Origin of the sequence: Cyanobium usitatum str. Tous, from assembly GCF_003011885.1 — a bacterium.
GTDB classification, from domain to species: domain Bacteria; phylum Cyanobacteriota; class Cyanobacteriia; order PCC-6307; family Cyanobiaceae; genus Cyanobium_A; species Cyanobium_A usitatum.
The window spans coordinates 100,656-120,880 of the sequence record NZ_PXXO01000008.1 but is presented as its reverse complement, the minus strand read 5'-3'; the positions used below and the strand labels follow the sequence as shown (position 1 = coordinate 120,880).

24 protein-coding genes, 2 tRNA genes and 2 pseudogenes are annotated in these 20,225 nt (G+C 59.6%); 10 read left to right on the top strand and 18 right to left on the bottom strand.

Going from position 1 to position 20,225, the window contains the following annotated elements; translation table 11 throughout:
• Positions 1-251 precede the first annotated feature (251 nt).
• Positions 252-905, bottom strand: a complete 654-nt coding sequence (gene nth / locus C7K55_RS08665; RefSeq protein WP_106632320.1) for an endonuclease III — start codon at positions 903-905, stop codon at positions 252-254.
• A gap of 59 nt (positions 906-964) precedes the next feature.
• Between nth and aroC the strand changes: the two genes are divergently transcribed.
• Positions 965-2,053 (top strand): chorismate synthase, encoded by a 1,089-nt coding sequence (gene aroC / locus C7K55_RS08660; protein WP_106632340.1) that lies wholly within the window; start codon positions 965-967, stop codon positions 2,051-2,053.
• Here the strand turns inward: aroC and C7K55_RS08655 are convergent, their stop codons facing one another.
• From C7K55_RS08655 to psbO, 4 genes are all read right to left on the bottom strand, one after another.
• Positions 2,054-2,647 carry a bifunctional 4-hydroxy-2-oxoglutarate aldolase/2-dehydro-3-deoxy-phosphogluconate aldolase gene (locus tag C7K55_RS08655; RefSeq protein ID WP_106632319.1) on the bottom strand — a complete coding sequence of 198 codons (594 nt, stop codon included), beginning with the start codon at positions 2,645-2,647 and terminating at the stop codon, positions 2,054-2,056.
• A gap of 22 nt (positions 2,648-2,669) precedes the next feature.
• Complete coding sequence (ftsH3, locus tag C7K55_RS08650) at positions 2,670-4,514, bottom strand: ATP-dependent zinc metalloprotease FtsH3 (protein WP_106632318.1); 1,845 nt, start codon at positions 4,512-4,514, stop codon at positions 2,670-2,672.
• A 36-nt stretch (positions 4,515-4,550) separates the two neighbouring features.
• Positions 4,551-5,714: a sulfate adenylyltransferase gene (sat, locus tag C7K55_RS08645; RefSeq protein ID WP_106632317.1), complete on the bottom strand. Its 1,164-nt coding sequence runs from the start codon at positions 5,712-5,714 to the stop codon at positions 4,551-4,553.
• 144 nt (positions 5,715-5,858) lie between these two features.
• Positions 5,859-6,671: a photosystem II manganese-stabilizing polypeptide gene (gene psbO, locus C7K55_RS08640; protein WP_106632316.1), complete on the bottom strand. Its 813-nt coding sequence runs from the start codon at positions 6,669-6,671 to the stop codon at positions 5,859-5,861.
• Positions 6,672-6,812: 141 nt separating this feature from the next.
• On the opposite strand from psbO, the gene C7K55_RS08635 reads away from it, so the two are divergent.
• A complete protein-coding gene (locus C7K55_RS08635) occupies positions 6,813-7,139 on the top strand; it encodes a hypothetical protein (RefSeq protein ID WP_106632315.1) in 327 nt (108 codons plus the stop codon).
• On the opposite strand, the gene coaBC is transcribed toward C7K55_RS08635, so the two are convergent.
• On the bottom strand, positions 7,136-8,389 hold the full coding sequence (gene coaBC, locus C7K55_RS08630; protein ID WP_106632314.1) for a bifunctional phosphopantothenoylcysteine decarboxylase/phosphopantothenate--cysteine ligase CoaBC: 1,254 nt from the start codon (positions 8,387-8,389) through the stop codon (positions 7,136-7,138). The genes C7K55_RS08635 and coaBC overlap by 4 nt on opposite strands.
• On the bottom strand, positions 8,379-8,588 hold the full coding sequence (isiD, locus tag C7K55_RS08625; RefSeq protein ID WP_106632313.1) for a protein IsiD: 210 nt from the start codon (positions 8,586-8,588) through the stop codon (positions 8,379-8,381). Before isiD ends, coaBC begins: the two co-directional genes overlap by 11 nt.
• A 62-nt stretch (positions 8,589-8,650) precedes the next feature.
• Here isiD and C7K55_RS08620 point away from each other — a divergent pair.
• From C7K55_RS08620 to C7K55_RS08605, 4 genes are all read left to right on the top strand, one after another.
• Positions 8,651-8,723 (top strand) — tRNA-Ala (locus C7K55_RS08620).
• A 33-nt stretch (positions 8,724-8,756) separates the two neighbouring features.
• Positions 8,757-8,918: a PCP reductase family protein gene (locus C7K55_RS08615; RefSeq protein WP_106632312.1), complete on the top strand. Its 162-nt coding sequence runs from the start codon at positions 8,757-8,759 to the stop codon at positions 8,916-8,918.
• Positions 8,919-8,961: 43 nt separating this feature from the next.
• A complete protein-coding gene (locus tag C7K55_RS08610; RefSeq protein ID WP_094559179.1) occupies positions 8,962-9,159 on the top strand; it encodes a hypothetical protein in 198 nt (65 codons plus the stop codon).
• Positions 9,160-9,458: 299 nt separating this feature from the next.
• Positions 9,459-9,812, top strand: coding sequence for a DUF565 domain-containing protein (locus C7K55_RS08605; protein WP_106632339.1), 354 nt, complete (start codon positions 9,459-9,461; stop codon positions 9,810-9,812).
• A 20-nt stretch (positions 9,813-9,832) separates the two neighbouring features.
• Here the strand turns inward: C7K55_RS08605 and C7K55_RS08600 are convergent, their stop codons facing one another.
• The 3 genes from C7K55_RS08600 to C7K55_RS08590 all read right to left on the bottom strand — a co-directional run bounded on the left by C7K55_RS08600 (position 9,833) and on the right by C7K55_RS08590 (position 12,341).
• Positions 9,833-10,855, bottom strand: coding sequence for an aspartate carbamoyltransferase catalytic subunit (locus tag C7K55_RS08600; RefSeq protein ID WP_106632311.1), 1,023 nt, complete (start codon positions 10,853-10,855; stop codon positions 9,833-9,835).
• Positions 10,856-11,087: 232 nt separating this feature from the next.
• Positions 11,088-11,711, bottom strand: a complete 624-nt coding sequence (locus C7K55_RS08595; protein ID WP_106632310.1) for a Uma2 family endonuclease — start codon at positions 11,709-11,711, stop codon at positions 11,088-11,090.
• Between the two features lie 21 nt (positions 11,712-11,732).
• Entirely contained in the window at positions 11,733-12,341 is a 609-nt protein-coding gene (locus C7K55_RS08590; RefSeq protein ID WP_241518277.1) for a DNA-3-methyladenine glycosylase, read from the bottom strand.
• A 115-nt stretch (positions 12,342-12,456) separates the two neighbouring features.
• Here C7K55_RS08590 and C7K55_RS08585 point away from each other — a divergent pair, with 115 nt between their 5' ends.
• Complete coding sequence (locus C7K55_RS08585) at positions 12,457-13,473, top strand: carbamoyl-phosphate synthase (protein WP_106632338.1); 1,017 nt, start codon at positions 12,457-12,459, stop codon at positions 13,471-13,473.
• A gap of 314 nt (positions 13,474-13,787) precedes the next feature.
• On the opposite strand, the pseudogene C7K55_RS08580 reads toward C7K55_RS08585, so the two are convergent.
• The 5 genes and pseudogenes from C7K55_RS08580 to C7K55_RS08565 all read right to left on the bottom strand — a co-directional run.
• Positions 13,788-14,569 (bottom strand): annotated as a pseudogene (locus tag C7K55_RS08580) (transposase).
• 25 nt (positions 14,570-14,594) lie between these two features.
• Positions 14,595-14,750 carry a hypothetical protein gene (locus tag C7K55_RS13775; protein ID WP_193486240.1) on the bottom strand — a complete coding sequence of 52 codons (156 nt, stop codon included), beginning with the start codon at positions 14,748-14,750 and terminating at the stop codon, positions 14,595-14,597.
• A gap of 151 nt (positions 14,751-14,901) precedes the next feature.
• Positions 14,902-15,456: a hypothetical protein gene (locus tag C7K55_RS08575; RefSeq protein WP_106632308.1), complete on the bottom strand. Its 555-nt coding sequence runs from the start codon at positions 15,454-15,456 to the stop codon at positions 14,902-14,904.
• A 317-nt stretch (positions 15,457-15,773) separates the two neighbouring features.
• Positions 15,774-16,844, bottom strand: coding sequence for a site-specific integrase (locus C7K55_RS08570; protein ID WP_241518270.1), 1,071 nt, complete (start codon positions 16,842-16,844; stop codon positions 15,774-15,776).
• A gap of 176 nt (positions 16,845-17,020) precedes the next feature.
• A pseudogene (locus C7K55_RS08565) lies at positions 17,021-17,308 on the bottom strand (DNA-3-methyladenine glycosylase); the annotation flags it as partial.
• 59 nt (positions 17,309-17,367) lie between these two features.
• On the opposite strand from C7K55_RS08565, the gene C7K55_RS13770 reads away from it, so the two are divergent.
• On the top strand, positions 17,368-17,526 hold the full coding sequence (locus tag C7K55_RS13770) for a hypothetical protein (protein ID WP_206603496.1): 159 nt from the start codon (positions 17,368-17,370) through the stop codon (positions 17,524-17,526).
• Here the strand turns inward: C7K55_RS13770 and C7K55_RS08560 are convergent.
• A complete protein-coding gene (locus C7K55_RS08560; RefSeq protein ID WP_106632307.1) occupies positions 17,520-17,822 on the bottom strand; it encodes a DUF6679 family protein in 303 nt (100 codons plus the stop codon). The genes C7K55_RS13770 and C7K55_RS08560 overlap by 7 nt on opposite strands.
• 62 nt (positions 17,823-17,884) lie before the next feature.
• On the opposite strand from C7K55_RS08560, the gene C7K55_RS08555 reads away from it, so the two are divergent.
• Both C7K55_RS08555 and gatC read left to right on the top strand, forming a co-directional pair.
• Positions 17,885-18,655 carry a creatininase family protein gene (locus C7K55_RS08555; protein WP_106632306.1) on the top strand — a complete coding sequence of 257 codons (771 nt, stop codon included), beginning with the start codon at positions 17,885-17,887 and terminating at the stop codon, positions 18,653-18,655.
• Between the two features lie 31 nt (positions 18,656-18,686).
• Entirely contained in the window at positions 18,687-18,980 is a 294-nt protein-coding gene (gene gatC, locus C7K55_RS08550; protein WP_106632305.1) for an Asp-tRNA(Asn)/Glu-tRNA(Gln) amidotransferase subunit GatC, read from the top strand.
• Between the two features lie 18 nt (positions 18,981-18,998).
• On the opposite strand, the gene crtR is transcribed toward gatC, so the two are convergent.
• Both crtR and C7K55_RS08540 read right to left on the bottom strand, forming a co-directional pair.
• Positions 18,999-20,024 carry a beta-carotene hydroxylase gene (gene crtR, locus C7K55_RS08545; protein ID WP_106632304.1) on the bottom strand — a complete coding sequence of 342 codons (1,026 nt, stop codon included), beginning with the start codon at positions 20,022-20,024 and terminating at the stop codon, positions 18,999-19,001.
• A gap of 55 nt (positions 20,025-20,079) precedes the next feature.
• Positions 20,080-20,161: transfer RNA gene (locus C7K55_RS08540), tRNA-Leu, on the bottom strand.
• Positions 20,162-20,225: the final 64 nt, after the last annotated feature.

Below are 20,225 nucleotides of genomic sequence, written 5' to 3'. Positions count from 1 at the left end.
TGCTACTGCCACCCCCGTGGCACTGACCGCACCTGCAATCGGTTGATAGTCAACAGCCCAGCTACGGCTGGGTAATAACGGAATCCCAAAAGCTCCCTCTCACCAGGGGGCTTTTTTATTGGCTGGACCCTTGGCTGGGGGGTTGGGCTTGGTGGGCGGCACAATTTGGGCGACAAGCTTGGACAGCTAAACAGAGGGAAGCACAGAGCGCGAGGGAACTACGTATGTAGCCCCTAGGTAAAAGCAAAAAATCAGGGCTTAAGCCAGATAACAGCGGTGCGACGGCGGGGATAAAGCTCCCGGCAAAGTGGGCAGATGGTGCCGTCACAACCCCGGGCCGTGCAGAATTCGCGCCCATAAAAAATGATCTGCAGGTGCAAGCGATTCCAGGCTTCTTTGGGGAACAAGGTCTTGAGATCATGCTCCGTTTGCACAACACTCTTGCCACTGCTGAGACCCCAACGCTGCGCCAATCGGTGGATGTGGGTGTCTACGGGGAAGGCGGGCACACCGAAGGCCTGGGCCATCACCACACTTGCGGTTTTGTGACCAACCCCAGGCAGGGCCTCAAGCTGTTCAAAACTGCGGGGCACCATGCCGCCATGGCGCTCAAGCAAGAGCTCGGCAAGGCGTTTGACATTGCGAGCCTTGGTGCGAGCCAGGCCAAGCTGGCGGATATGGGCCAGGATCGTCTCCTCGCTCAGGGCTGCCATCGCAGCAGGGTCCTGGCCAGCTGCAAACAGGGCCGGGGTGACCTCGTTGACCTTCTTATCTGTGCATTGGGCGCTCAGCAGGACCGCCACCAGCAGCGTGAAGGAATCGCTGTGGTCGAGAGGTACAGGGGTTTCGGGGTAGTGCTGCTGCAGCCGCTCCATGATTAGGGCGGCACGCTCCTGCCTCTTCAAGATTGCGCTATGCCAAAGGTGAAGCCCAGTTTGTAGGCTCGCCCCAACGCAGGTGGGCCATGGGCAGCAGCTTCGGAGATCTCTTTCGGATCAGCACCTTCGGCGAATCCCATGGCGGCGGGGTTGGCGTAATCATCGACGGCTGTCCGCCCAGATTGGAGCTGGATCTAGAAGCGATTCAGGCCGAACTCGACCGCCGCAAGCCAGGGCAGAGCAAGATCACCACCCCCCGCAAGGAGGATGACCAGGTCGAAATTCTCAGTGGCCTGCTCGATGGCGTGACCCTCGGCACACCGATCGCGATGGTGGTGCGCAACAAGGATCAGCGACCACAGGACTACAGAGAAATGGAAGTGGCCTTCCGTCCCTCCCACGCCGATGCCACCTACCAAGCGAAGTACGGCATACAAGCCCGCAGCGGCGGCGGCCGGGCTTCTGCCCGCGAAACCATCGGCCGAGTAGCTGCCGGGGCTATCGCCAAACAGCTCCTGGCCAAGGCCCACGGCACCGAAGTGATCGCCTGGGTGGAGCGCATCCACAACCTTGAGGCTTCGATCGACCCAGGACAGGTGAACCTGGCGGCCGTGGAAGCAAATATCGTGCGCTGCCCCGACCAAGCAATGGCAGCCCAGATGATCGAGCGCATCGAGGCAATCGGCCGGGAGGGCGATTCCTGCGGCGGCGTGATCACCTGCCTGGTGCGCCAGGCGCCAATAGGCCTTGGCATGCCCGTATTTGACAAACTCGAAGCTGACCTGGCCAAGGCGGTGATGTCGCTGCCGGCCACCAAGGGGTTTGAAATCGGCTCGGGCTTCGCAGGCACCCTACTCAAGGGCAGCGAGCACAACGATGCCTTCCTACCCACAAGCGATGGCTCCCTGCACACAGCCACCAACAATTCCGGTGGTATCCAGGGGGGCATCAGCAACGGCGAGCAAATCGTGATTCGGGTGGCCTTCAAGCCCACCGCCACGATCCGCAAGGCCCAGCAGACGATCAATGACCGTGGCGAAGCCACCACCCTGGAGGCCAAAGGCAGGCACGACCCTTGTGTACTGCCTCGCGCCGTGCCGATGGTGGAGGCGATGGTGGCCTTAGTGCTCGCCGATCACTTGCTACGCCAAAAGGGCCAGTGCGGCCTTTGGTAACTAGGTCCTCAGGCGCTCGACAAGCCTGGCCAACGCCTCCCAATCGGCGGGGTTAACAAGGGATCCACCCAAGGCGACCGCATCTACTCCCGCAGCCAACCAGGGCTCCACATCAGCAGGGCCAAGTCCACCTGCCGCAATGCAAAAGGGCAAGCCATCAGCGCCAGCCAGAGGAGCTGCGAGTCGTTGCCAATAGGAGCGACCCAGCGCAGCGGCGGGAAAGAGCTTGACGATGGAGCATCCCCACAAATGCGCTAGGTGCACCTCTGATGGAGACATCACACCTGGCACAAACTGCAAACGCAGAGCCATTGCAGCCTCAATCAAGTCACGATCAAGCACCGGTGAAACCGCATAGCCCAGGCCAGCAGCAGCAGCAGCTTTAAGGCCAGCTAAGTCAACTACCGAAGCCGCACCCAAGCGCAAATGCGCGAAGCGCTGACGAAGCTCAATCGCCTGGGCAACCCAACGGGGATGGCTGCTCCAAGCAAGCTCTACATGCTGAACACCCAGCTCCTGCAAACGCTCTAAACAGGGCAGCAGCTCAAGCAGGTCATAAGCACGAAGCACCACCAGCAAAGGCTGGCGGTGCAAAGCGGCTAGGAGCGTTGGAGTTTCAGACGTATTCCGCCACCTTCACGTCGCTGCGGATCAGCAGCTCCTGCAGGTCATCAGCGTCGACTGTTTCCTTCTCTACCAACATCTCGGCGAGCTCATCAAGGACCGAACGATTGTCGACGAGAACGCAAGTGGCACGCTTATAGGCCACCGCCACCAGCTCGCTGACTTCCTCGTCGATTGCCGCAGCGGTGTCTTCAGAGAAATCACGCTCTGCAGCGATATCACGGCCCAGGAACATGCCCCCCTGGCTGCGACCCAAGGCCACTGGGCCGAGGCGATCGCTCATGCCGAATCGGGTAACCATCTGACGGGCAACGCGGGCTACCTGTTGGAGGTCGTTTGAGGCGCCGGTGGTGACTTCGTCTTCTCCGTAGACGATCTCTTCGGCAACCCGACCACCAAGGGCAACTGCCATCTGGTTCTGCAGATAGGCGCGGGAATAGAGACCTGATTCCATCCGCTCTTCAGAGGGGGTGAAGAAGGTGAGGCCGCCTGCATTACCCCGAGGAATGATCGAAATCTTCTGCACCGGGTCGTAATCGGGCATCAGGGCACCGACCAGGGCGTGGCCAGCTTCGTGATAAGCAACAAGCCGCTTGCGCTTCTCGCTCATCACCCGATCCTTCTTCTCGGGGCCAGCCATGACGCGCTCGATGGCGTCATTGACCTCGTCCATGGCCACTTCAGTGAGCTGACGGCGGGCAGCGAGAATCGCAGCCTCATTGAGGAGGTTTGCCAAGTCAGCGCCGGTGTAGCCGGGGGTGCGGCGAGCAATCTTGTCGAGGTCGACATCCTTCGCCAAGGTTTTGCCTCGGGCGTGGACGCCGAGAATCTGCAGGCGGCCGGCATAGTCGGGACGATCTACAACCACCTGGCGGTCAAAACGACCCGGGCGCATCAAAGCGGCATCCAGCACATCTGGGCGGTTGGTTGCAGCCACAATGATGATGCCGGTATTGCCCTCAAAACCGTCCATCTCAGTAAGGAGCTGATTGAGGGTCTGCTCGCGCTCATCGTTACCTCCGCCGAGTCCGGCACCACGCTGGCGGCCTACGGCGTCGATTTCGTCGATGAAAACGATGCAAGGGGCACTCTTTTTGGCCTGCTCAAAAAGATCACGCACCCGGCTGGCGCCAACGCCAACAAACATCTCGACAAATTCCGAACCGGAAATCGAAAAGAAGGGCACACCGGCCTCACCTGCCACAGCCTTGGCAAGCAGGGTTTTTCCTGTTCCTGGAGGTCCTACCAGAAGCACCCCTTTAGGAATTTTGGCGCCAACCGCGGTGAAGCGATCTGGGTTCTTGAGAAAGTCAACGACTTCAGTGAGCTCGAGCTTTGCTCCCTCAATACCGGCCACATCGCCAAAAGTCACCTGGGTTTGGGGCTCCATTTGAAGCCGCGCCTTGCTCTTACCGAAATTCATTGCCTGATTGCCACCACCACCCTGGGCGCGACGCAACAGGAAAAACAGGCCACCAAGGAGAAGTAGCGGGAAAATCAGACTGCCAACGGCCTGCTGCCATGCAGCGGGCTCGCGGCTGGGCTGGACCGCGATATCGACGTTGTGGTCGGTGAGCAGCTTGAGCAGGTCCTTGTCAGGAGCAAGGTTGACGACCGCACGGCGTCCGTCGTTTTCGACCACCTGGGCCGTGCCCCGGTCTGGGGAAATCAGCACCCGGGAAACTTCGTTGTCCTGAACGGCCTCTACGAAGTCGCTGTAGCGGAGGGTGCGCGGCGCATTGGCCGGGTCGGGCCTGTCGAGGAAAGCCGTACCCACGGCGATCATCACGATCACCAAAAGGACATAGAGCCCCGCGTTGCGCCAGCGCTTCTTCAAGAACCTTGCCTCAGCTGAGAAGTCAGTTACGGAATGTTAACCGGCTGCGGCCCGCAGCACTTCAACCACACTACGGAAGGCGAACCACTCTGGGATTTCTTCGCCACCACGCAGCATCTGACGGAATTGGGTGCCGCTGAGCTTGCGGATATGCAGCCCCCTGGCCTCGGCATGTTCAGCGGTCACATAGCCCTCCTCCTCCGTGTAAACGAGGTTGAGCGAGGGCACGGTCTCCATCCCGAGCTCTGCAGCGTTGTCGCGGGCAAAATCTTGGGCTTGGTAGGGGCCGTAGAAGTCTTCGCCGCTGAGGGAGCTTTTACAGCCGGCCATGTCGCGGCCAATGATGAAGTGGGTGCAGCCGTAGTTCTTGCGGATGATCATGTGCTGCAGAGCCTCCCGCGGGCCGGCCATGTGCATCGAATAAGGCAAGTAGGCCCAGCGAATTCGGGCGTTATTAACCTCGGCCGCCAGCCGCTCGTAGGTCTGGAAGCGCACCTCGCCGGCAATGTCGTCGTCCTGGGTGGGGCCGCAGGTGGGGTGCACCAGCACCACACCCTGCTCACTGACGTTGGCCGCGCCCAATGCCCGGGTAAACAGCTCGTAGTGGGCGCGGTGAATGGGGTTGCGGCACTGGAAAGCCACCACGCTCTGGCCAGCGGGGAGGGTGGCGCGCACTTCAGCGGGCGTTTTGCAAGGGAACACCCGGCTGGGCAGCTCCAGGCCCTGAATACTGCCGCCGAGGTAGATGCGACCCCGCTCGGTGGCGATCATCTTCACCGCCGGATGCTCAATTGAGGTGGTGCCATAGCAGCCCTGAGCCTCACGCGCCTTGTCAGGCTCCCAACGACTCTCCACCGTCATCACTGCCAGCTCCTGACCGCGATAGGTGAGCAGCAGCTGGTCGCCGATAGCAATCGAAGCGTCGTCGGTGTCGAAGACGATCGGCAGGCCAAACAACAGGCCACTGGTGGTGCGGTGGCCCGCCACCACGGCTTCATAGTCCTGCTGATGCATGAAGCCACGCAGGGGAGAGAAGCCTCCCACCACCAGCAACTCAACGTCGCAGGCATTGCGATCGCTGCACTCGATCCTGCGGCTCACCCCAGCGAGCAGCGACTCGCGCTCAGCCGCAGGCACTGCCAAATTCACCAAGGACCCACCGTGAGGAGCGATCAAGCCAGCGGATTCAGCGGCGGTCATGGAGGCCAACTCAGGAAGGGGTGGATTCTCCCAGACCGGGGGAGTCGAGGCTCAAGTGCCAATAAAAAGACCCAGGACCCAATAAAAAAGGCCCCGATGGGGCCTTAAAGAGTCAGTCAAGAACTGCGAGCTAGCGCCCAGGGGTCAAATCTGCTCTAGGCGGCCATAGAGCTGGCCGACGATCTTGACATCGACAACCGCCTTGGTGCCCATGTCGGAGTCGGAAGGCTGGATTGCAGTAAACACGCCTGCAAACTCGCCAGTACTGGGATCGACTTTGGTAATTGAGAAGTTCATAGTGCCGGAGCCATCCACATAGCGCTTCACGGTTTCGCCAGTGAACTCATCTCCAGCAGGAACCAGGCCGACAGCGCTGCTGTAGCCGGTTGTTAGACCACGACCTTTGGGGTCGAGGAAGTTGCTGGTGCGGTAGCTGGGAGCCCGGTAAGGGCCTTCAAAGTCGGTGCTGGTGGTCAGAGCTGAACCATCAGCCGTGGCCAACAACTCCTTGCTGGAGAAGGTGAAGGGCACTTCCTCACCACCGGGCAGCAGCACGGTGATCGGCTGGAAGTCGATGCCGCCGAGCTCCTTGAAGCTAAGGCCATCGGCAGTAACGGCCAGATCGCCGTAAACCTGATCAAGGCTGGAGGTGAAACGGGTAAGAATTTTGCCAGCAACAAACTGTGCCTCCTGGCGCTTGTTAGCTGGCTCACCCTTCACATACACCTCGGCGGGGTGCATGCAAATTTCTCGGAGCTGGTATTTAACGGAGGAATCGAGGGAGATCGAGCCGCGGGCCGATTCCGGCAGGGTCGGACAGTCGTTCGCCAAACCGGTGTTGTGGATGTCTTCGTAGGTGAGATTGGCGCGATCCACGGCCTTGGCACCACCGCTGCACGCGGTCACCAGGGTCAGGCACAGCGCCAGCACAAGAGCCAGCAGAGGACGAAAACTCATGGGGAAACGCCGCAGAGACGGTGGATGGGAACTGGGCTGTCGCCGATCCTACCGGTGCAAATCTGCTATTCCCCGTACGATGTCGCGGCTCTCAACAACCTGTATGCGAGAGCCAGACGCGAGCGCAAAGCAAGACCAGTCATGAGCCTCACCCCATCCCAGCAAGGCCGTCTTACCAACCAGCTGCAGCAACTAAACGAGCTGGCAACTGAACTCGAAGGCCAGCCTGAAGACCTGCTGACCCTGCTGCGCCAGCTCGAGCAGCTGCATCGCTCGGTCCAAGACGGTCCATTCCGGGGCAGCCTTCCAGCCGACCGCAGCCAGCTGTTCAGCCTGCTGCAAAGCGTCGAGCGCAGTGGGGGCTGGCCCTACATCCCGAGGTTGCAACTGCGCACCTTCATGGATCTGCTCCAGCACGAAGCTGCTGCAGACGAGACCCTGCCCGCCGAAGATACTCTGGTGGCTTAGGGCCTCAGGGCGGTAAGCAACTGCTGGGCAATCGCCAGCTTTGAGCCTGGCTCGATGCGTTGCTCACCGCCCTGCCCTCCCAGCAGCCAACCGTGGTTGCTGTTCACGCCAAAGCCCGCATCGGCTTGATCTATCGGGTTCGCGAACAGCAGGTCGCAGCCTTTACGGGCCCACTTGGCACGGGCCTGAGCCAATACATCGCCCGATTGGGCCGCGAAACCCAAAATCCGCTGACCGGGGTGCCGGCGGCTCACCAGGCCAGCCAAAAGATCGGGCACCGGCTGCCAGCCGGAGGCGAGCTCAACGGAAAGCTCCTCTTTGGTCAATTTGTGCGGGAGCGGTTGCTGGCGGCGGTGGTCGGCCACAGCCGCCGCCATGGCAATGGCATCGGCACAAGGCTGAAGACGCACCAAGGCCCGCTCCATATCGGCCGCCGTCTGGACAGGCACACAAGCCAAGCCCTCCAGCAACTGGGAATCCACGGTCAACGGACCATGCACCAAAGTCACCTCCGCCCCACGCAGCCGGGCTGCCTGGGCTAGCAGCACGCCCATCAGCCCGGAGCTGGGGTTGGTGAGAAAGCGGGCCGGATCCAGTGGTTCGCGGGTAGGGCCGGCAGTGACCAAAAGCCGCAAGCCAGCCCAGTCCCGCTGCCAACCCCACAGCTGCAGACACTGCAAGGCCAGTAGGAGCTGTTGCGGCTCAGCCATGCGGCCGTCCCCCTGCCGGTCGCAGGCCAACAAACCCGCGGTAGGTCCCAGGGGCAACACCCGCTCAAAGCCCTGTAGCAGCTCCCAGTTGCGGCGCACTCCCGGGGAGATCCACATTGAAGTGTTCATGGCCGCAGCAGCCAGCACCGGCGCCTCGGTTGCCAACAGGGTGCTGGCCAACAGGCTGTCAGCCAACCCATGCACCCAACGACCCAGGCTGGTGGCACTCAAGGGCGCCACCAAGACCAACTCAGACCACTCCGCCAGCTCCACATGCAGCGGCCTGGCAGCGCGATGACTCCACTGATCCGCATCGAGGTTGCAGGGATTGCGGCTGAGGCTGGCAAGGGCAACCGGACTTACCAGTTGGGCCGCCGACGGCGTAACCAGGCAACGCACCTCGGCGCCGCACTGGACTAGGGAGCTCACCACCAGAGGCAGCTTGACCGCAGCGATGCTGCCGCTGATACCCACCAATACGCGGCGACCCGCCAGCGGGTGCACCAAGGGGTCAGCAGCAGCAGCCGAATCAGTCCTCATCAAAGGGTTCCTGGTCCACCAGATGCACGTAGGGCCGAGCCAACTCCGGTTGGTGGATCGCCAGGGCACGCATCAGGTGCCAATCGGCTAAGCCGTCAAAGGCACTGGGGTAGTCGTCTTCCTCCAGTCGACGGGCGAGCTCCGCGATCGAAGCTTCATCGAAAGCGGCGAGCCGTTCGGGGGTGATCGACGCGTTCATGGAAGTTGCTGGGGAGGTGGGGTCGGGGATAATGGGGTCTAGGGACAAGAGAGCCCTAAGCCGGGGATTTAGCTCAGCTGGTAGAGCGCTGCGATCGCACCGCAGAGGTCAGGGGTTCGAGTCCCCTATTCTCCATTAATACTCAAAGAAGTGCTGCTGGTCAGCCCTATGGATTGGCATCCAGACGCCGAAGCCAAACTTAAGGAAGTGCCCTTTTTTGTACGTCCAACGGTGCGACGCCGCATCGAATCCATGGCCCAGGAGGCCGGTCTTAGCGCCATCGATGCCCCCTTCTACGAGCAGGCCAAGGCAAGGTTTGGCCAGAAGTGAACCGGCGATGCGGTAAAAGGGTGCATTATTAGAACACCCATAGATGTCGCAGTCGAAACGCGAACAGGTGGTTAGCCACCTGCGGTACATCCGCCAGGAGCTCCGAGAAATGCACCAGGGTGTCATGGACGACGGCTTACTTCCAGAAGCCGGCGAGGTACGTGGGGTTATGGCCCAGATGGAAGCTCTACTGGAGCTCCTAGAGGGCAAATCCTCACGCAAGAAGGACAGCGACGGCTGAGACCCAGATCGGGAAGCCCCTGGAGGACGTCAAGCCCCTTGGGACGCTCTGGCAAACGTCTGCGGGCAGTTGATCATTGGCCAGCCAGGCGCTTTGGTTGCTCAGTCCCCATCACCCAGCCCGGGCCATTGGCCTCGGGCTTTTTTATTGGAATCCCCTATATGTAGCGCCAAAAGGCTGCGCACACGCCAGAGATGGTGTAGACAGGCAATGGCAGGGCTCGGGCCGGGTGATGGGGATCACCGCCTTCAGCATCCCTGCCTCCCCTTTTGGCCCTCGCTGATAACCCTTCAGCCGTGATGGCCTCACCTCCCGGAAGTCGTTATCAACAGACCGGCTTTCAGGAACGGGTTGCCCAAGCTCGGGCGGCCCTAGAGAGTTGGGCAGCCAATCCCTGGCGGCGACTAGCGCTGTTGTTGATCGTTTTGCTGATCAGCTTCAGCATTGGCGGAGCCGTCGGCTCGATCACTGGCACCCTGGCCAAGCTCGACCCGGTGGGGGCACTGATCTGCGTGGCCGCCATCGAGCTAGCCATTCGCGCCAGGGGCCCGCTGATACGTCGTGGTGGCGATGCACTCGTGCTGCAATTGCTCGATATGGCACGAATCGGCTTGCTCTACGGCTTGCTGCTTGACGGCTTCAAGTTGCTCTGATGCAACTGCTGCAAAGCTTTTCAAGCCAGCGGTTCTGCCGCGGCCAGGAGATAGAGCAGGGCCATGCGCACAGGGATGCCATTGCGCACCTGCTCCTCCACCAGTGAAACGGCGGGATCGTCGAGCACATCTCCCGCCAGCTCCACGCCCCGATTCACCGGGCCCGGATGCAGCAGGGGCACGGACGGGCCGCAGGGGGCTAGGCGCGCTCGGGTGATGCCGAATTGCCGGTGATAGGTGTCGAGGCTGGTGAGCAGGTGCTGATGCATGCGCTCCTTCTGAAGTCTCAGAGTCATCACCGCATCGGCCCCCGCCAGGGCCTGCTCCAGGCTGCGCTCAATCCGCACCGGGCCCCGCGCCGCCACCGGATCGGCCGCCTGGCCTGGCGGTGGTGCCGCCACAAAGTCGGCGAAGGCGGCGGGCAGCAAGGTGGGCGGGCCGCAGAGCACCACCTCGGCGCCGCAGGCGGTGAGGGCCCAGAGGTTGGAGCGGGCCACGCGGGAGTGGAGCACATCACCGACGATCACAATGCGCTTCCCCCTCAGGGCCGCGGGCGTGGGGGCTTCAGGGGCGAAGTGGCGCGCCAAGGTGAACAAATCCAGCAATCCCTGGCTGGGATGGCTGTGCAGGCCATCGCCGGCATTCAGCACCGCGACCCGCTCACCGGCACGGTCGAGCTCGGCCGCCAGGCTCTGGGGCACCCCGGCGCAGCGATGACGCACCACCAGCACATTGGCGCCCATGGCCACGTAGGTGCGGGCCGTATCGAGCAGGCTCTCGCCCTTGCTGAGGGAGCTGGAGGAGGGAGAAAAACTCTGCACATCGGCAGAGAGCCGCTTAGCAGCCAGCTCAAAACTGCTGCGAGTGCGGGTGCTTGGTTCAAAGAAAAGGCTGGTCATCAACCGCCCCTGCAGGGCGGGCAACTTGCGGGCTCCAGCCACCGGCAGGGCCCGGAAACGCTGGGCCAGCGTGAGCACGGTGGTGAAATCATCCAGCGAAAAGGCCGCCAGATCCAGCACGTGGCGGTGGCTCCAGCTGCTCAAGGGGTGCGGCGACTCACAGGCTCAGGGTAGAGGCTGACGCCAGCGTCGCCTGAAGGACAACCTTGTTACTTTTGAATGATGGGCGATCACCTGAAGATGAGACCAGCGCAACCTGCAGCCAGCCCGACATACCGCAGCTTTGGCCTGCTGAAAACAACCATGCCACCGGTGTCAAGCGACTTCGATCCGGCCACGTTGCTGCAGCGATAGATCTGCAACCGCCCCCGGGTGATCACACCTGCCAGATGTCCTGCAGTTCGATCCGCAACCCCGGCAGAAGCTGGCCGCCATCCAGCTGGGTGGCAGCCTCAATGCGGTACGGCTCACCTGCCACCGGCCAGACCTCTACAGACCGCTCCTCAGGGATCAGCAACCAGCCCAGCTGGGCCCCGTTGGCCTGGTAAGCCGCCATCTTCTGGCGGAGGGCGGCAACAGCGCGGGGGCCTTGATCACTGGGGCTGGCGAGTTCCACCACCACATCTGGACAAAGGGGTGGAAAGCTTCGGCGCTGCTGAGGGGTGAGGACCTGCCAGCGCTCCAGACGCACTAGGGAGGCATCGGGGCTAAGCACGGCGCCGTCAGGCAGTCGAAAGCCGGTGGAACTGTCGAAGACCTGCCAGCCGCCGAGCTGATCGGCCCAGGCCAGAAAGCGCATCAACAGGCGACTGTTGCGGGCGCCGGTTTCCCCGCCGGTTGGAGTCATGTGGATCAGGTTCCCAGCAGCGTCGAGCTCGAGCACCGCATCTGGATTGGCGGCACAGACGGCAGCGAATTGCTCCGGGCTGAGGCAAAGATCAGAAGGCAGCTGCAGAGGCGCCAGAGCATCGGCCCGTGGTGCTGGAGGAGCAATGGTCATGGCCCCAACAGGAATATCAACTCATCGTAGGGGGGGCTGGCGATCACCCTTGGCCCGCTTGCTGACGCTGCGGCTGGCCCGCCAATACCAGCGCCAGGGAATGTCCTGCCCCTGGCTGATGCCGATGCGGCTGGCCTGCATCAAGTCGGCAGCGTCCAAACCGGCCAGCTCGAATGGCCGCCGGGCGATCCACAACCCCCGATCGGGATGCACCAGCTGGGCGTCGTGGGAGCGATTGATGCCAAAGCAGCGAGCCAATAGGGCGGGACCCGCCGCCAGCCGCTCCGGCTCACCAGGAATGGCCACGGCGCGCAGCAGCACCCCATTGGCCCAGTCGGAGCGGCCTGTCACCACGTTGACGCAGTGGTGAATGCCATAGCTCACATAGACATAAAACCGTCCAGGCTCGCCAAACAGGGTTTCGTTGCTGGGGGAGAGGCGGCGATGCCCGTGGCAGGCGGGCTCGCTCTGGCAATACGCCTCCGTTTCCACAATCACGCCCCACAGCAACTCGCCATCCGCTTGGCGTTTCACCAGCAGGCAGCCAATGAGCTCGGGGGCGACCTGCTCGGCGGGGCGGGCGAAGAAGGCTTGGGGGAGGTGCTGGGAGGTCGTGGTGGCTATTGGAATGGCTAGGGTGAGGGCGCTGATGCCATCCTGCTGCCAACCAAATAACTGACCTAAAAACCCAGGTGCTGAAGCAGTTTGCAGCAATGTGGAGGCAATATTTTTAAGATTTTCCTTGATGCAGCGCTCTATCCGTCTCAGCCTGTCGCTGGCGGGCACTGCTGCACTGGCACTGGCATCACTGCCTCTTGCCATCAGACCTGCAGGGGCTCAGGAGGCGCCCGCAGCAGTTGCAGAGCCAAAGGCTGAAACCACTGAGGCAGCAGACCTTGGCGTGATGGGCGTCAACCTCAGGGATGCCGTCAAATTCAACTACGGCTTTCAAGGGGCACTGCAAGGTGCTGGCACCCCTAATCAGGCAGGCATTGGCGCCTTCATTCCACTCCACGTCGGCAGCAGCAGCGTTGCCTTTGTGGATGTGCTGGTAAATGCCAACTTTAGCGACTACAGCGGTTACAGCAGCATCATTAATACTGACGTTTCAGGCACCACCTTCTCCACATCCACACGCCTGGGTTACCGCTGGCTCAATGGCAACCGCTCCTGGATGTATGGCGTCAATGCGGGTTATGACAGCCGACCAATGGCAACAGGTGGCACTGATACAGGTGTTGCGGTAACGGGCTCTCAAACGGTCTTCTTTCAGCAGTTGGCAGCAGGGCTAGAAGCCGTCTCCAATACTTGGAACTTCAATGCCTATGCACTTGTGCCAGTTGGTGATTTAGAGCAGCAGCTTAATAGTGTTTATCAAGGCGGTGCCTTGAACACTTACGGATTAGACATTGGATATAGCATTACACCCCAGCTTAAAGCATCTATTGGCTATTACCATCAAGACAGGTCAGAAGAAGAAGTTGATGGCTCTGGCGTGAGAGGCAGGCTTGCCTACAACCTCACCAATGGTCTCACCGTCGGCGCCAATCTCTCCTACGACCAGGCATTTGAGACGAGAGTTTCAGCAGACCTTAAATATCGCTTTGGTGCCAATGGCTACGGTGCACCAAGCATTAGAAAGCAGCAGCCTGTGGTAATGCCTGTTATTCAGGCACTATCAACAACGCCAGCCAACAGGGATGTGCGGGTGCACGACGAGGTGTGTTATGGGTATGGGCGCCCGTATTACTGGTGTTTTTAACTGGCTGGTGTGACTGCTGTGATCTCTGGGTGTCTGCTGGGGCGTACTGTGGTTGCACCTCTGGCTGAATCGATGCGAAATTTAAGACTATTACCCTAAACCCGCCAAGCCCCTGCCACCACAGGGGCTTTTTAATTCTTCAATCAAGCCAAAAGCACCTAAAAGCACTTCCAATACCTGGCACCCTCACCCACCTCTGCATCCAATCTTGAGGCGCTTTCCCCTCCAATACAAATCCCATATATTTCCACCCACAGCAAAGCCAGTCATCTCCATATTCCACCTCTACTGATACATCTATTCCCCCAACACAACTACCAAATACTTCGCTCCCTATCGCCATCACGGATGCCGTTGGCTCTTCTAAATCTCACCGCTATTTGATGCCAGTCATCAGGGATTTGATTGAGGCGTCAATCAAAGGCAAACGGCAGTAACTGCTGACCTGGTGATATTCGCTTGCTCTTGCTTCTACCTTTCTCAACCAATCGCTTCAGCATCCTTGAGCCCCAGTGGCACTTGGGTGCTCCTTTGGAATGATGGCGATACTGCTGGCAGAAACGCTCATAACGCTTGGAGCATCCCTTCAGCGTTGGTGCCAGGGTTAGAAAACTTGGGTGCCATTCACTGATGCCATCACTCTCCAATCTGCCGTAGTACCCGTAGTTGGAATAGGGGTCATAAAATCCTTTCCTTATCCCTGCCGCTTTGGGATTGGCGTGGATATACCTGAGTGTATTCAGCACCCGTCTGTGGTCTGGTCTTTGGGGGCAATCGCAGTGGCGTAATACCTTGCCTCCCAGAAGTGCCCGCAACGCCCAGCAAGGCGGTTGAGTGCCATCGCTGAATACCAACCAATCCAGTGCATCAAGCGGGGGAGTTGAGAGGCATCATCAGGTCTGATGAGGAGGTGCAGGTGATTTGCCATCAGACACACCGCATAAAGCTTGTGAGGGATTTTGGCTTGTGCCCTGGCGAGCACTGCCAGCAACACATCCCGTCTCAATCCTTTAGCAATCAAAAACTGACGGCTATTGCACCTCAGCGTGATGTGAAACGAATAACCCTGCGGCAGATGGCGGGGTGAGCGGGGCATTTGGAATGCGAGGGCATATTGTCTTTCACTTTGCTGCTCTACCTTTTGGTGTCTTCTGGTATTCAGTTTGGATTTGACTGATGAGAAGACCCTGAAGGTCTCTATAAGCCTTATTGACCTTCCCCACCTCAAGGAGCATCGCTGCCTCCACATCAGGCAGCCGAATGGTGATGGTCTTCATTTGGCTGCCTCCAATCGCTCCAACTTCTCAGCAATCGCTTCTCTACAGAATGCTGAGATATTCAGGCAGCGGCTTCTCTTCAGCAGGAGCAGTGCTTGATGGAGCTGTTGGGCGTCGCCTTCTGGGTAGGTGATGGTGAGTTGATTTCTTCTCATTTCTTTTGGGGTGATAGGTCGCTGTTGAATGGGTCAAGGGCAATCAGCTCCAGGCTGGTCTGTTTTCCCAAATAACTGCTGATGCGGCTGTAGTCGGGCACTTCTGGGTTGATGCGTTGAATATCAACCGATTTCCATTTAGACAACGCTTTGACCTTATGGGGCAATCGCTTGTGAAACAGGGTTTCCATCTCATATTGGGTATTTAGGCTCGCTGGCAGCTTTTCTGTGATTAGGTGCGTATGAAACTGACCCGTGCCCTGGTGGCTGGTTTCGTGGAAAAACAGCATCTTGGGGTAGGGGTATTCACCAGCACCTTTGATGGTCTTGTCACGGGATTGAAAGATAATGCGGTGGAGTTTTCGCTTGAGGTCGGTAACATCTTGGAGCAATTCATCTTCCTTGCTGTGGTGGTCTCGGTAGTGAAAACTGATGAGCCACCAAGCATTGATGTCGTTGAGTTGGTCGTGGATGAGGCGTTTGATATTCCTTTTCAGCCGTTGGGCTTGTTGGCGGTCTTGTTGTTGTATTTGGGCTTGTATTGAGGTCATTTGAGTTTCTCCTGTTTCTTCTCACGCAGAAGCACTGGCACACCCTTCGGCATCCAGCACTTCTCTTCTGTTAGTTGCTCGCAGCTGTCGCTTCTCAATCCACCGAGTAAGCACTACGGGCAGTGATTATTTATGCGAGTTGCTGTTTTTACAGGGTCTGCTTGTGTGGATTTGCTAACACGTCAACATCTGCAGGCAAAGCCAACAAAAGCGACACTTCACGCAAGCTTGTTTTTATTACTATTTTCCTGTTGCATCACACAGCTACGCACCCACTTTTATAGCTTGGAAATAAGCATCCTTTTTGGTTTTCCGATTCAGGCTGTCTGCCAACTCGGCATCTTCAATCTGCCCGTTGGCTTGGCGTAAGTATCCAGCAGCATCTTGGTGGAGTGCCCTGCCGCCGCTGCCAAATCAGCTGGTGAGTTTCCCATCGCCAAGGCGTGACTGAGAAAGGAATGCCGCTGGGCGTAAAGGCGACGGGGCTTCAATCCACAACGCTCCAAGCTGCGGTGCCACACACGACCCACCAGATGGTCGTAGATATTCGTGTGACTGGTGGGCGTGACAAAGACCAGCCCGTAAGGGTCATAAACACCCAGCTGCTTCATCTGCTGCTGGTGCTTCTTGAGGGTTTCCAGCACCTGGGGCGTCAGGGGCACCACACGCTCTTTCCCTGTCTTAGTGGGCGCCCAACTGTGCTGACCTGAGTTGTAGCCATCACGCCGCAAGCTCTTGCTTATCAGCACTTCCCCATCGACCCACCTCAGGCAATCCCAGGTCAAACCCCTGATTTCACCATTCCTCATCCCTGTGCTGAGCCACAGCAGAAACAGTGGGTAATACCAGGGCTCTTTGCTCTCCAAATCACTCAGCACCATTTGGATTTCTTCCACGCTCAGCACATCACTCAACACAGAGCGCCGCTGCCACTTCAGCGTGTGGGAAAACAGGTGGCGATTTCCACCGCAGCACTGGCGGTAGTGGGTCATCAACCCAGCGATGGTGCTATCACCCAATCCCTCTGCCCGTAACCACCCCAGAAACCCTTCTGCGTCACTGCGGTTACGGATAGGAAGCCCATACCTCTGGAGCAGCTTGTAGGCGTGGATGGCGGCTGCCTGGCGTTTGGTCTCTGCCCGCACCCTCAACGCCTCCAGCAGACCCACCTCCTTGCCGCCTATGAGGGGTTGGTATGCCATCAGGCTTCTATCAAAAGTGCCCTGGCAGTAGTCGCTCCAGATTTGGGCGGCGATGGCGTGGGCTTTGGCTACTGCCACAGGGTCACTCCAGCGACCCAGGCGGTTGATAAACGCATCCCTCCCATCAATCCGCACCCGCACCTGGAGGCTGCCGTTGTTATTTCGTAGAGAAGGTGGTTTCTTCACTGGGCGGTGCTGCTGCTGACGCCAGGGCTACGGCTTCAACACTGACAAAGCCAAGCCAGCCAACTCGGCTTGTAGCTCTTCGTAGCCCTGGGGGTCTCTGGGAGAAAAATCTGGGAGTTTTTGGGGCAGTGGCTTGGAGATTGGCTGGGAGACCCCTTGGCAGCACTGAAACTTCAAGCCCAGCCTGAGCTCCTTGAAGTCACGGCTCGCTTGACGCAGTGGTGGATGCCATAGCTCACATACACATAAAACCGCCCAGGCTCACCAAACAGGGTTTCGTTGCTGGGGAAGCGGCGGCGATAGCCGTGGCAGGCGGGGTCGGATTGGCAATACGCCTCCGTTTCCACAATCACGCCCCTCAGCAGCTCGCCTGAGACTTGGCGTTTCACCAGCAGGCAGCCAATGAGCTCGGGGGCGACCTGCTCGGCGGGGCGGGCGAAGAAAGCCTTCGGCAATGGATTCACCACAAGTTCGAGGTGTTGCTCGCCACTGGGAGCAGCCGCCAGCAAACTGAAGTCCTTAAGTGTCAAAACCCTGGTCCGCCATGCACACCACCGGTTTCTCCCTCGCCACTGTGCTCATCTTTGGCAGCGGCCTTTTTGTACTGGCCACCCTGTTTTTTGGCACCAAAGGTGGCTACTACGACAGCGACGACTACGACGGCAACGGCACCGCTCACTGACCCTGACTAGGCAGCCTCTCAGCCTCAGGGCAGTCTTCGGAGGTGATCACGTCATCGGGACTGCCGCTGCGGCAGACGTAGGCCAGCCTGGTGCTGACGGCCCCGATCGAATCGAGTCGCACGCTCTCCTCCCAGCTGTGGGTTTCGTCGTCGTCTTCAGCGTCGTAGCGCAGGGTGACGAGATCCCCCTCGACCTCAACCACCGTGGCCGCCTCAATCCAGCGCTGCTGGTCACGCAAAAACACCCACACCGGGCGCTGTTCGGCACAAAACTGATAAAGCTTGCGGTGCAGCATGGGCCGAGGCACTGCTGGCCTTCAAACATTAGCCAGTCTCCAGGCTCTACCTGCTGTTCACCATGATCCAATCCGCCAGCTCCAATGACGCCATTCGCCTGCAACTGCGTAGCTGGCCTGAGGTGGAGACCTATCTGGAAAATTGCAAGGGCGTGATCGTGCCCCTGGGCTCCACCGAGCAGCACGGCCCCACCGGCGCCATCGGCACCGATGCGCTCACGGCCGAGGCCGTGGCCCTGGAAGTGGGCCGCCGCACCGGCGTGCTGGTGACTCCGGCCCAGGCGTTCGGCATGGCCGAGCACCACTTGGGCTTTGCTGGCACCGTGAGCCTGCAACCCTCCACCCTGCTAGCCGTTCTGCACGACGTGGTGCTGTCACTTGCACGCCACGGCTTCGAGCGCATCTACGTAATCAACGGCCATGGCGGCAACATCGCCACCAGCAAGGCCGCTTTCGCCCAGGCCTATGCCACCGCCGCCGATCGGGGCCTGGCGGTGGCGCCGCGGCTGCGCTGCAAGCTGGCCAATTGGTTCATGGCTGGCCCGGTAATGCAGGAGGCGCGCAGCCTTTATGGCGCGGAAGAAGGTCACCACGCCACCCCCAGCGAAATAGCCCTCACATTGCACCTGGAGCCCAGCCTCCAGACCAAGCAGAGGCCCCTGCCTGATCCAGCCCCGGCCGGCCCCATCCACGGCCCCGAAGATTTCCGCCGCCGCCATCCGGATGGCCGCATGGGCTCAAACCCCTACCTGGCCCAGGCCAGCCATGGCGAGCGCTTCTTGGAGCTGGCCGCCACCGCCCTTGCCTCAGACCTGGAAGCCTTTCTGACCTGAGCGCTAGCGTCGGCATATCTGGTAAATCCCGATGAGCAAGATCACCGCAGACGACGTGCGCAAGGTGGCCAAGCTGGCCCGCCTAGACCTGCCGGAGGCCAAGATCGCCACTTACACCGGCCAGCTCGAGCGCATCCTCGACTACGTAGCCCACCTTGAAACAGTAGACACGGAAGGAGTAGCAGCCACCACTCGAGCGGTGGAAGTAGTAAACGTCTGCCGTGAAGATCTGGTAACCCCTACGGACGTGCGCGAAGAGCTACTAAATGAAGCTCCCCAAAGGGAGGGGGACTTCATCCGCGTGCCCAAAATCGTAGCCAGCTGAGCTAAGTCAACTAACCAGTTAACGCACCGGCGAAATTGCAGTGCGATGAAGCAACTCCAGCACTCGCCTGCGGGCATGGCGGGTGGGCATTAATGCAGCAATAGGCCTAAGCTTGCTGCGCCTTTTGCGATGACTTCGAACGCCAAGGAAGATATCGTAGAGGAAGTTAAGACCATCATTCTTGGTTTCAAACAAGCCAAGCCGCTGGGGCGAACCTTTGGCATCAAGGATGGGCTTAGTGGCGTGATAAGCAGGGCGGTATTCAAACCAGGGTATAGAGGGCCACAGGTGATGAATAAGGTGATAATTCTGACCCATGATCAACCAATTCATCAGTCGTCCCGGATATACGCGGGAGTTGTGCCAGCGGTTGCGTGACTGGAAGGGGCGGTGGGGCAAGTAGTCAAAGAACAGGCCCAAGGTCACTCCGACCATTAGGGCAGGGGCAAACCAGCAGTTGAAAATAAAGTCAAGAAAGCCAAATTTTGCAGCGGCCACAACTATCGCCACAAATACAACCCGGGCTAGGCCCCACTCAAACAGTTCATAACGACGCCACAAACGGCGGCGGAAGAAAAACAGCTCGTGATAGAAAAATCGTGGCGCAATCAACCACAGGGGTCCAAAAGTGCTGACGATGTGATCAGGATCGTTCTTGGGATCATTGACATGGGCATGGTGCTGCAGGTGCACCCTGGTAAAAACGGGAAAGCTGAAGCCAAGCAGCAGGGCAGCGCCATGGCCCATCACCGCATTCCAGAAGCGGTGCGGATGGGCCGCGTTGTGGCAGGCGTCGTGAATCACCGTGCCCTCTAAGTGCAAGGCCAGAAATCCGGTAGCAAGCAGCACGGGCAGGGGCCAGCCAGCAACGAACCAGCCCCAAATCGTGAGGGCAGCCAAGCCGTAGCCAGCCAAAAACAGCCCAACCGTGGGGTTCCAGGCAGCAGGCGGGTCAAGAAATTCGCGCGGCACAAGCCGCGAGGGAGAAGCCATTGCCCCCTCGGAGAGCACGGCGGTTGGAGAGGCGCCCAGAACCTGTGTCATCTCAGCCGAACCAGATCCCAGAACGTTGCATCAAGGCAACTTAAGAAAGTGATGATGCCCACCGGGGGACTTGAACCCCCACGACCTAAGCCACTGGTACCTAAAACCAGCGCGTCTACCAATTCCGCCAGGTGGGCAGAACGGGACTGTAGAGACAGATGCGTGGAGTCGCCCACAATGGGGGACTCCACGCCTTCTGGC

Bases quoted from the DNA above. Each gene is read 5' to 3' on its own strand.
- C7K55_RS08605 (WP_106632339.1), top strand. From the start codon at position 9,459: ATGGCCTCACCTCCCGGAAGTCGTTATCAACAGACCGGCTTTCAGGAA.
- C7K55_RS13775 (WP_193486240.1), bottom strand. From the start codon at position 14,750: ATGAAGACCATCACCATTCGGCTGCCTGATGTGGAGGCAGCGATGCTC.
- C7K55_RS08585 (WP_106632338.1), top strand. From the start codon at position 12,457: ATGCAGCGCTCTATCCGTCTCAGCCTGTCGCTGGCGGGCACTGCTGCA.
- crtR (WP_106632304.1), bottom strand. From the start codon at position 20,024: ATGACACAGGTTCTGGGCGCCTCTCCAACCGCCGTGCTCTCCGAGGGG.
- isiD (WP_106632313.1), bottom strand. From the start codon at position 8,588: ATGAACGCGTCGATCACCCCCGAACGGCTCGCCGCTTTCGATGAAGCT.
- sat (WP_106632317.1), bottom strand. From the start codon at position 5,714: ATGACCGCCGCTGAATCCGCTGGCTTGATCGCTCCTCACGGTGGGTCC.
- C7K55_RS08615 (WP_106632312.1), top strand. From the start codon at position 8,757: ATGGATTGGCATCCAGACGCCGAAGCCAAACTTAAGGAAGTGCCCTTT.
- gatC (WP_106632305.1), top strand. From the start codon at position 18,687: ATGAGCAAGATCACCGCAGACGACGTGCGCAAGGTGGCCAAGCTGGCC.
- C7K55_RS08560 (WP_106632307.1), bottom strand. From the start codon at position 17,822: ATGCTGCACCGCAAGCTTTATCAGTTTTGTGCCGAACAGCGCCCGGTG.
- aroC (WP_106632340.1), top strand. From the start codon at position 965: ATGGGCAGCAGCTTCGGAGATCTCTTTCGGATCAGCACCTTCGGCGAA.
- C7K55_RS08635 (WP_106632315.1), top strand. From the start codon at position 6,813: ATGAGCCTCACCCCATCCCAGCAAGGCCGTCTTACCAACCAGCTGCAG.
- C7K55_RS08595 (WP_106632310.1), bottom strand. From the start codon at position 11,711: ATGACCATTGCTCCTCCAGCACCACGGGCCGATGCTCTGGCGCCTCTG.
- C7K55_RS08575 (WP_106632308.1), bottom strand. From the start codon at position 15,456: ATGACCTCAATACAAGCCCAAATACAACAACAAGACCGCCAACAAGCC.
- psbO (WP_106632316.1), bottom strand. From the start codon at position 6,671: ATGAGTTTTCGTCCTCTGCTGGCTCTTGTGCTGGCGCTGTGCCTGACC.
- C7K55_RS08555 (WP_106632306.1), top strand. From the start codon at position 17,885: ATGATCCAATCCGCCAGCTCCAATGACGCCATTCGCCTGCAACTGCGT.
- coaBC (WP_106632314.1), bottom strand. From the start codon at position 8,389: ATGAGGACTGATTCGGCTGCTGCTGCTGACCCCTTGGTGCACCCGCTG.
- C7K55_RS08610 (WP_094559179.1), top strand. From the start codon at position 8,962: ATGTCGCAGTCGAAACGCGAACAGGTGGTTAGCCACCTGCGGTACATC.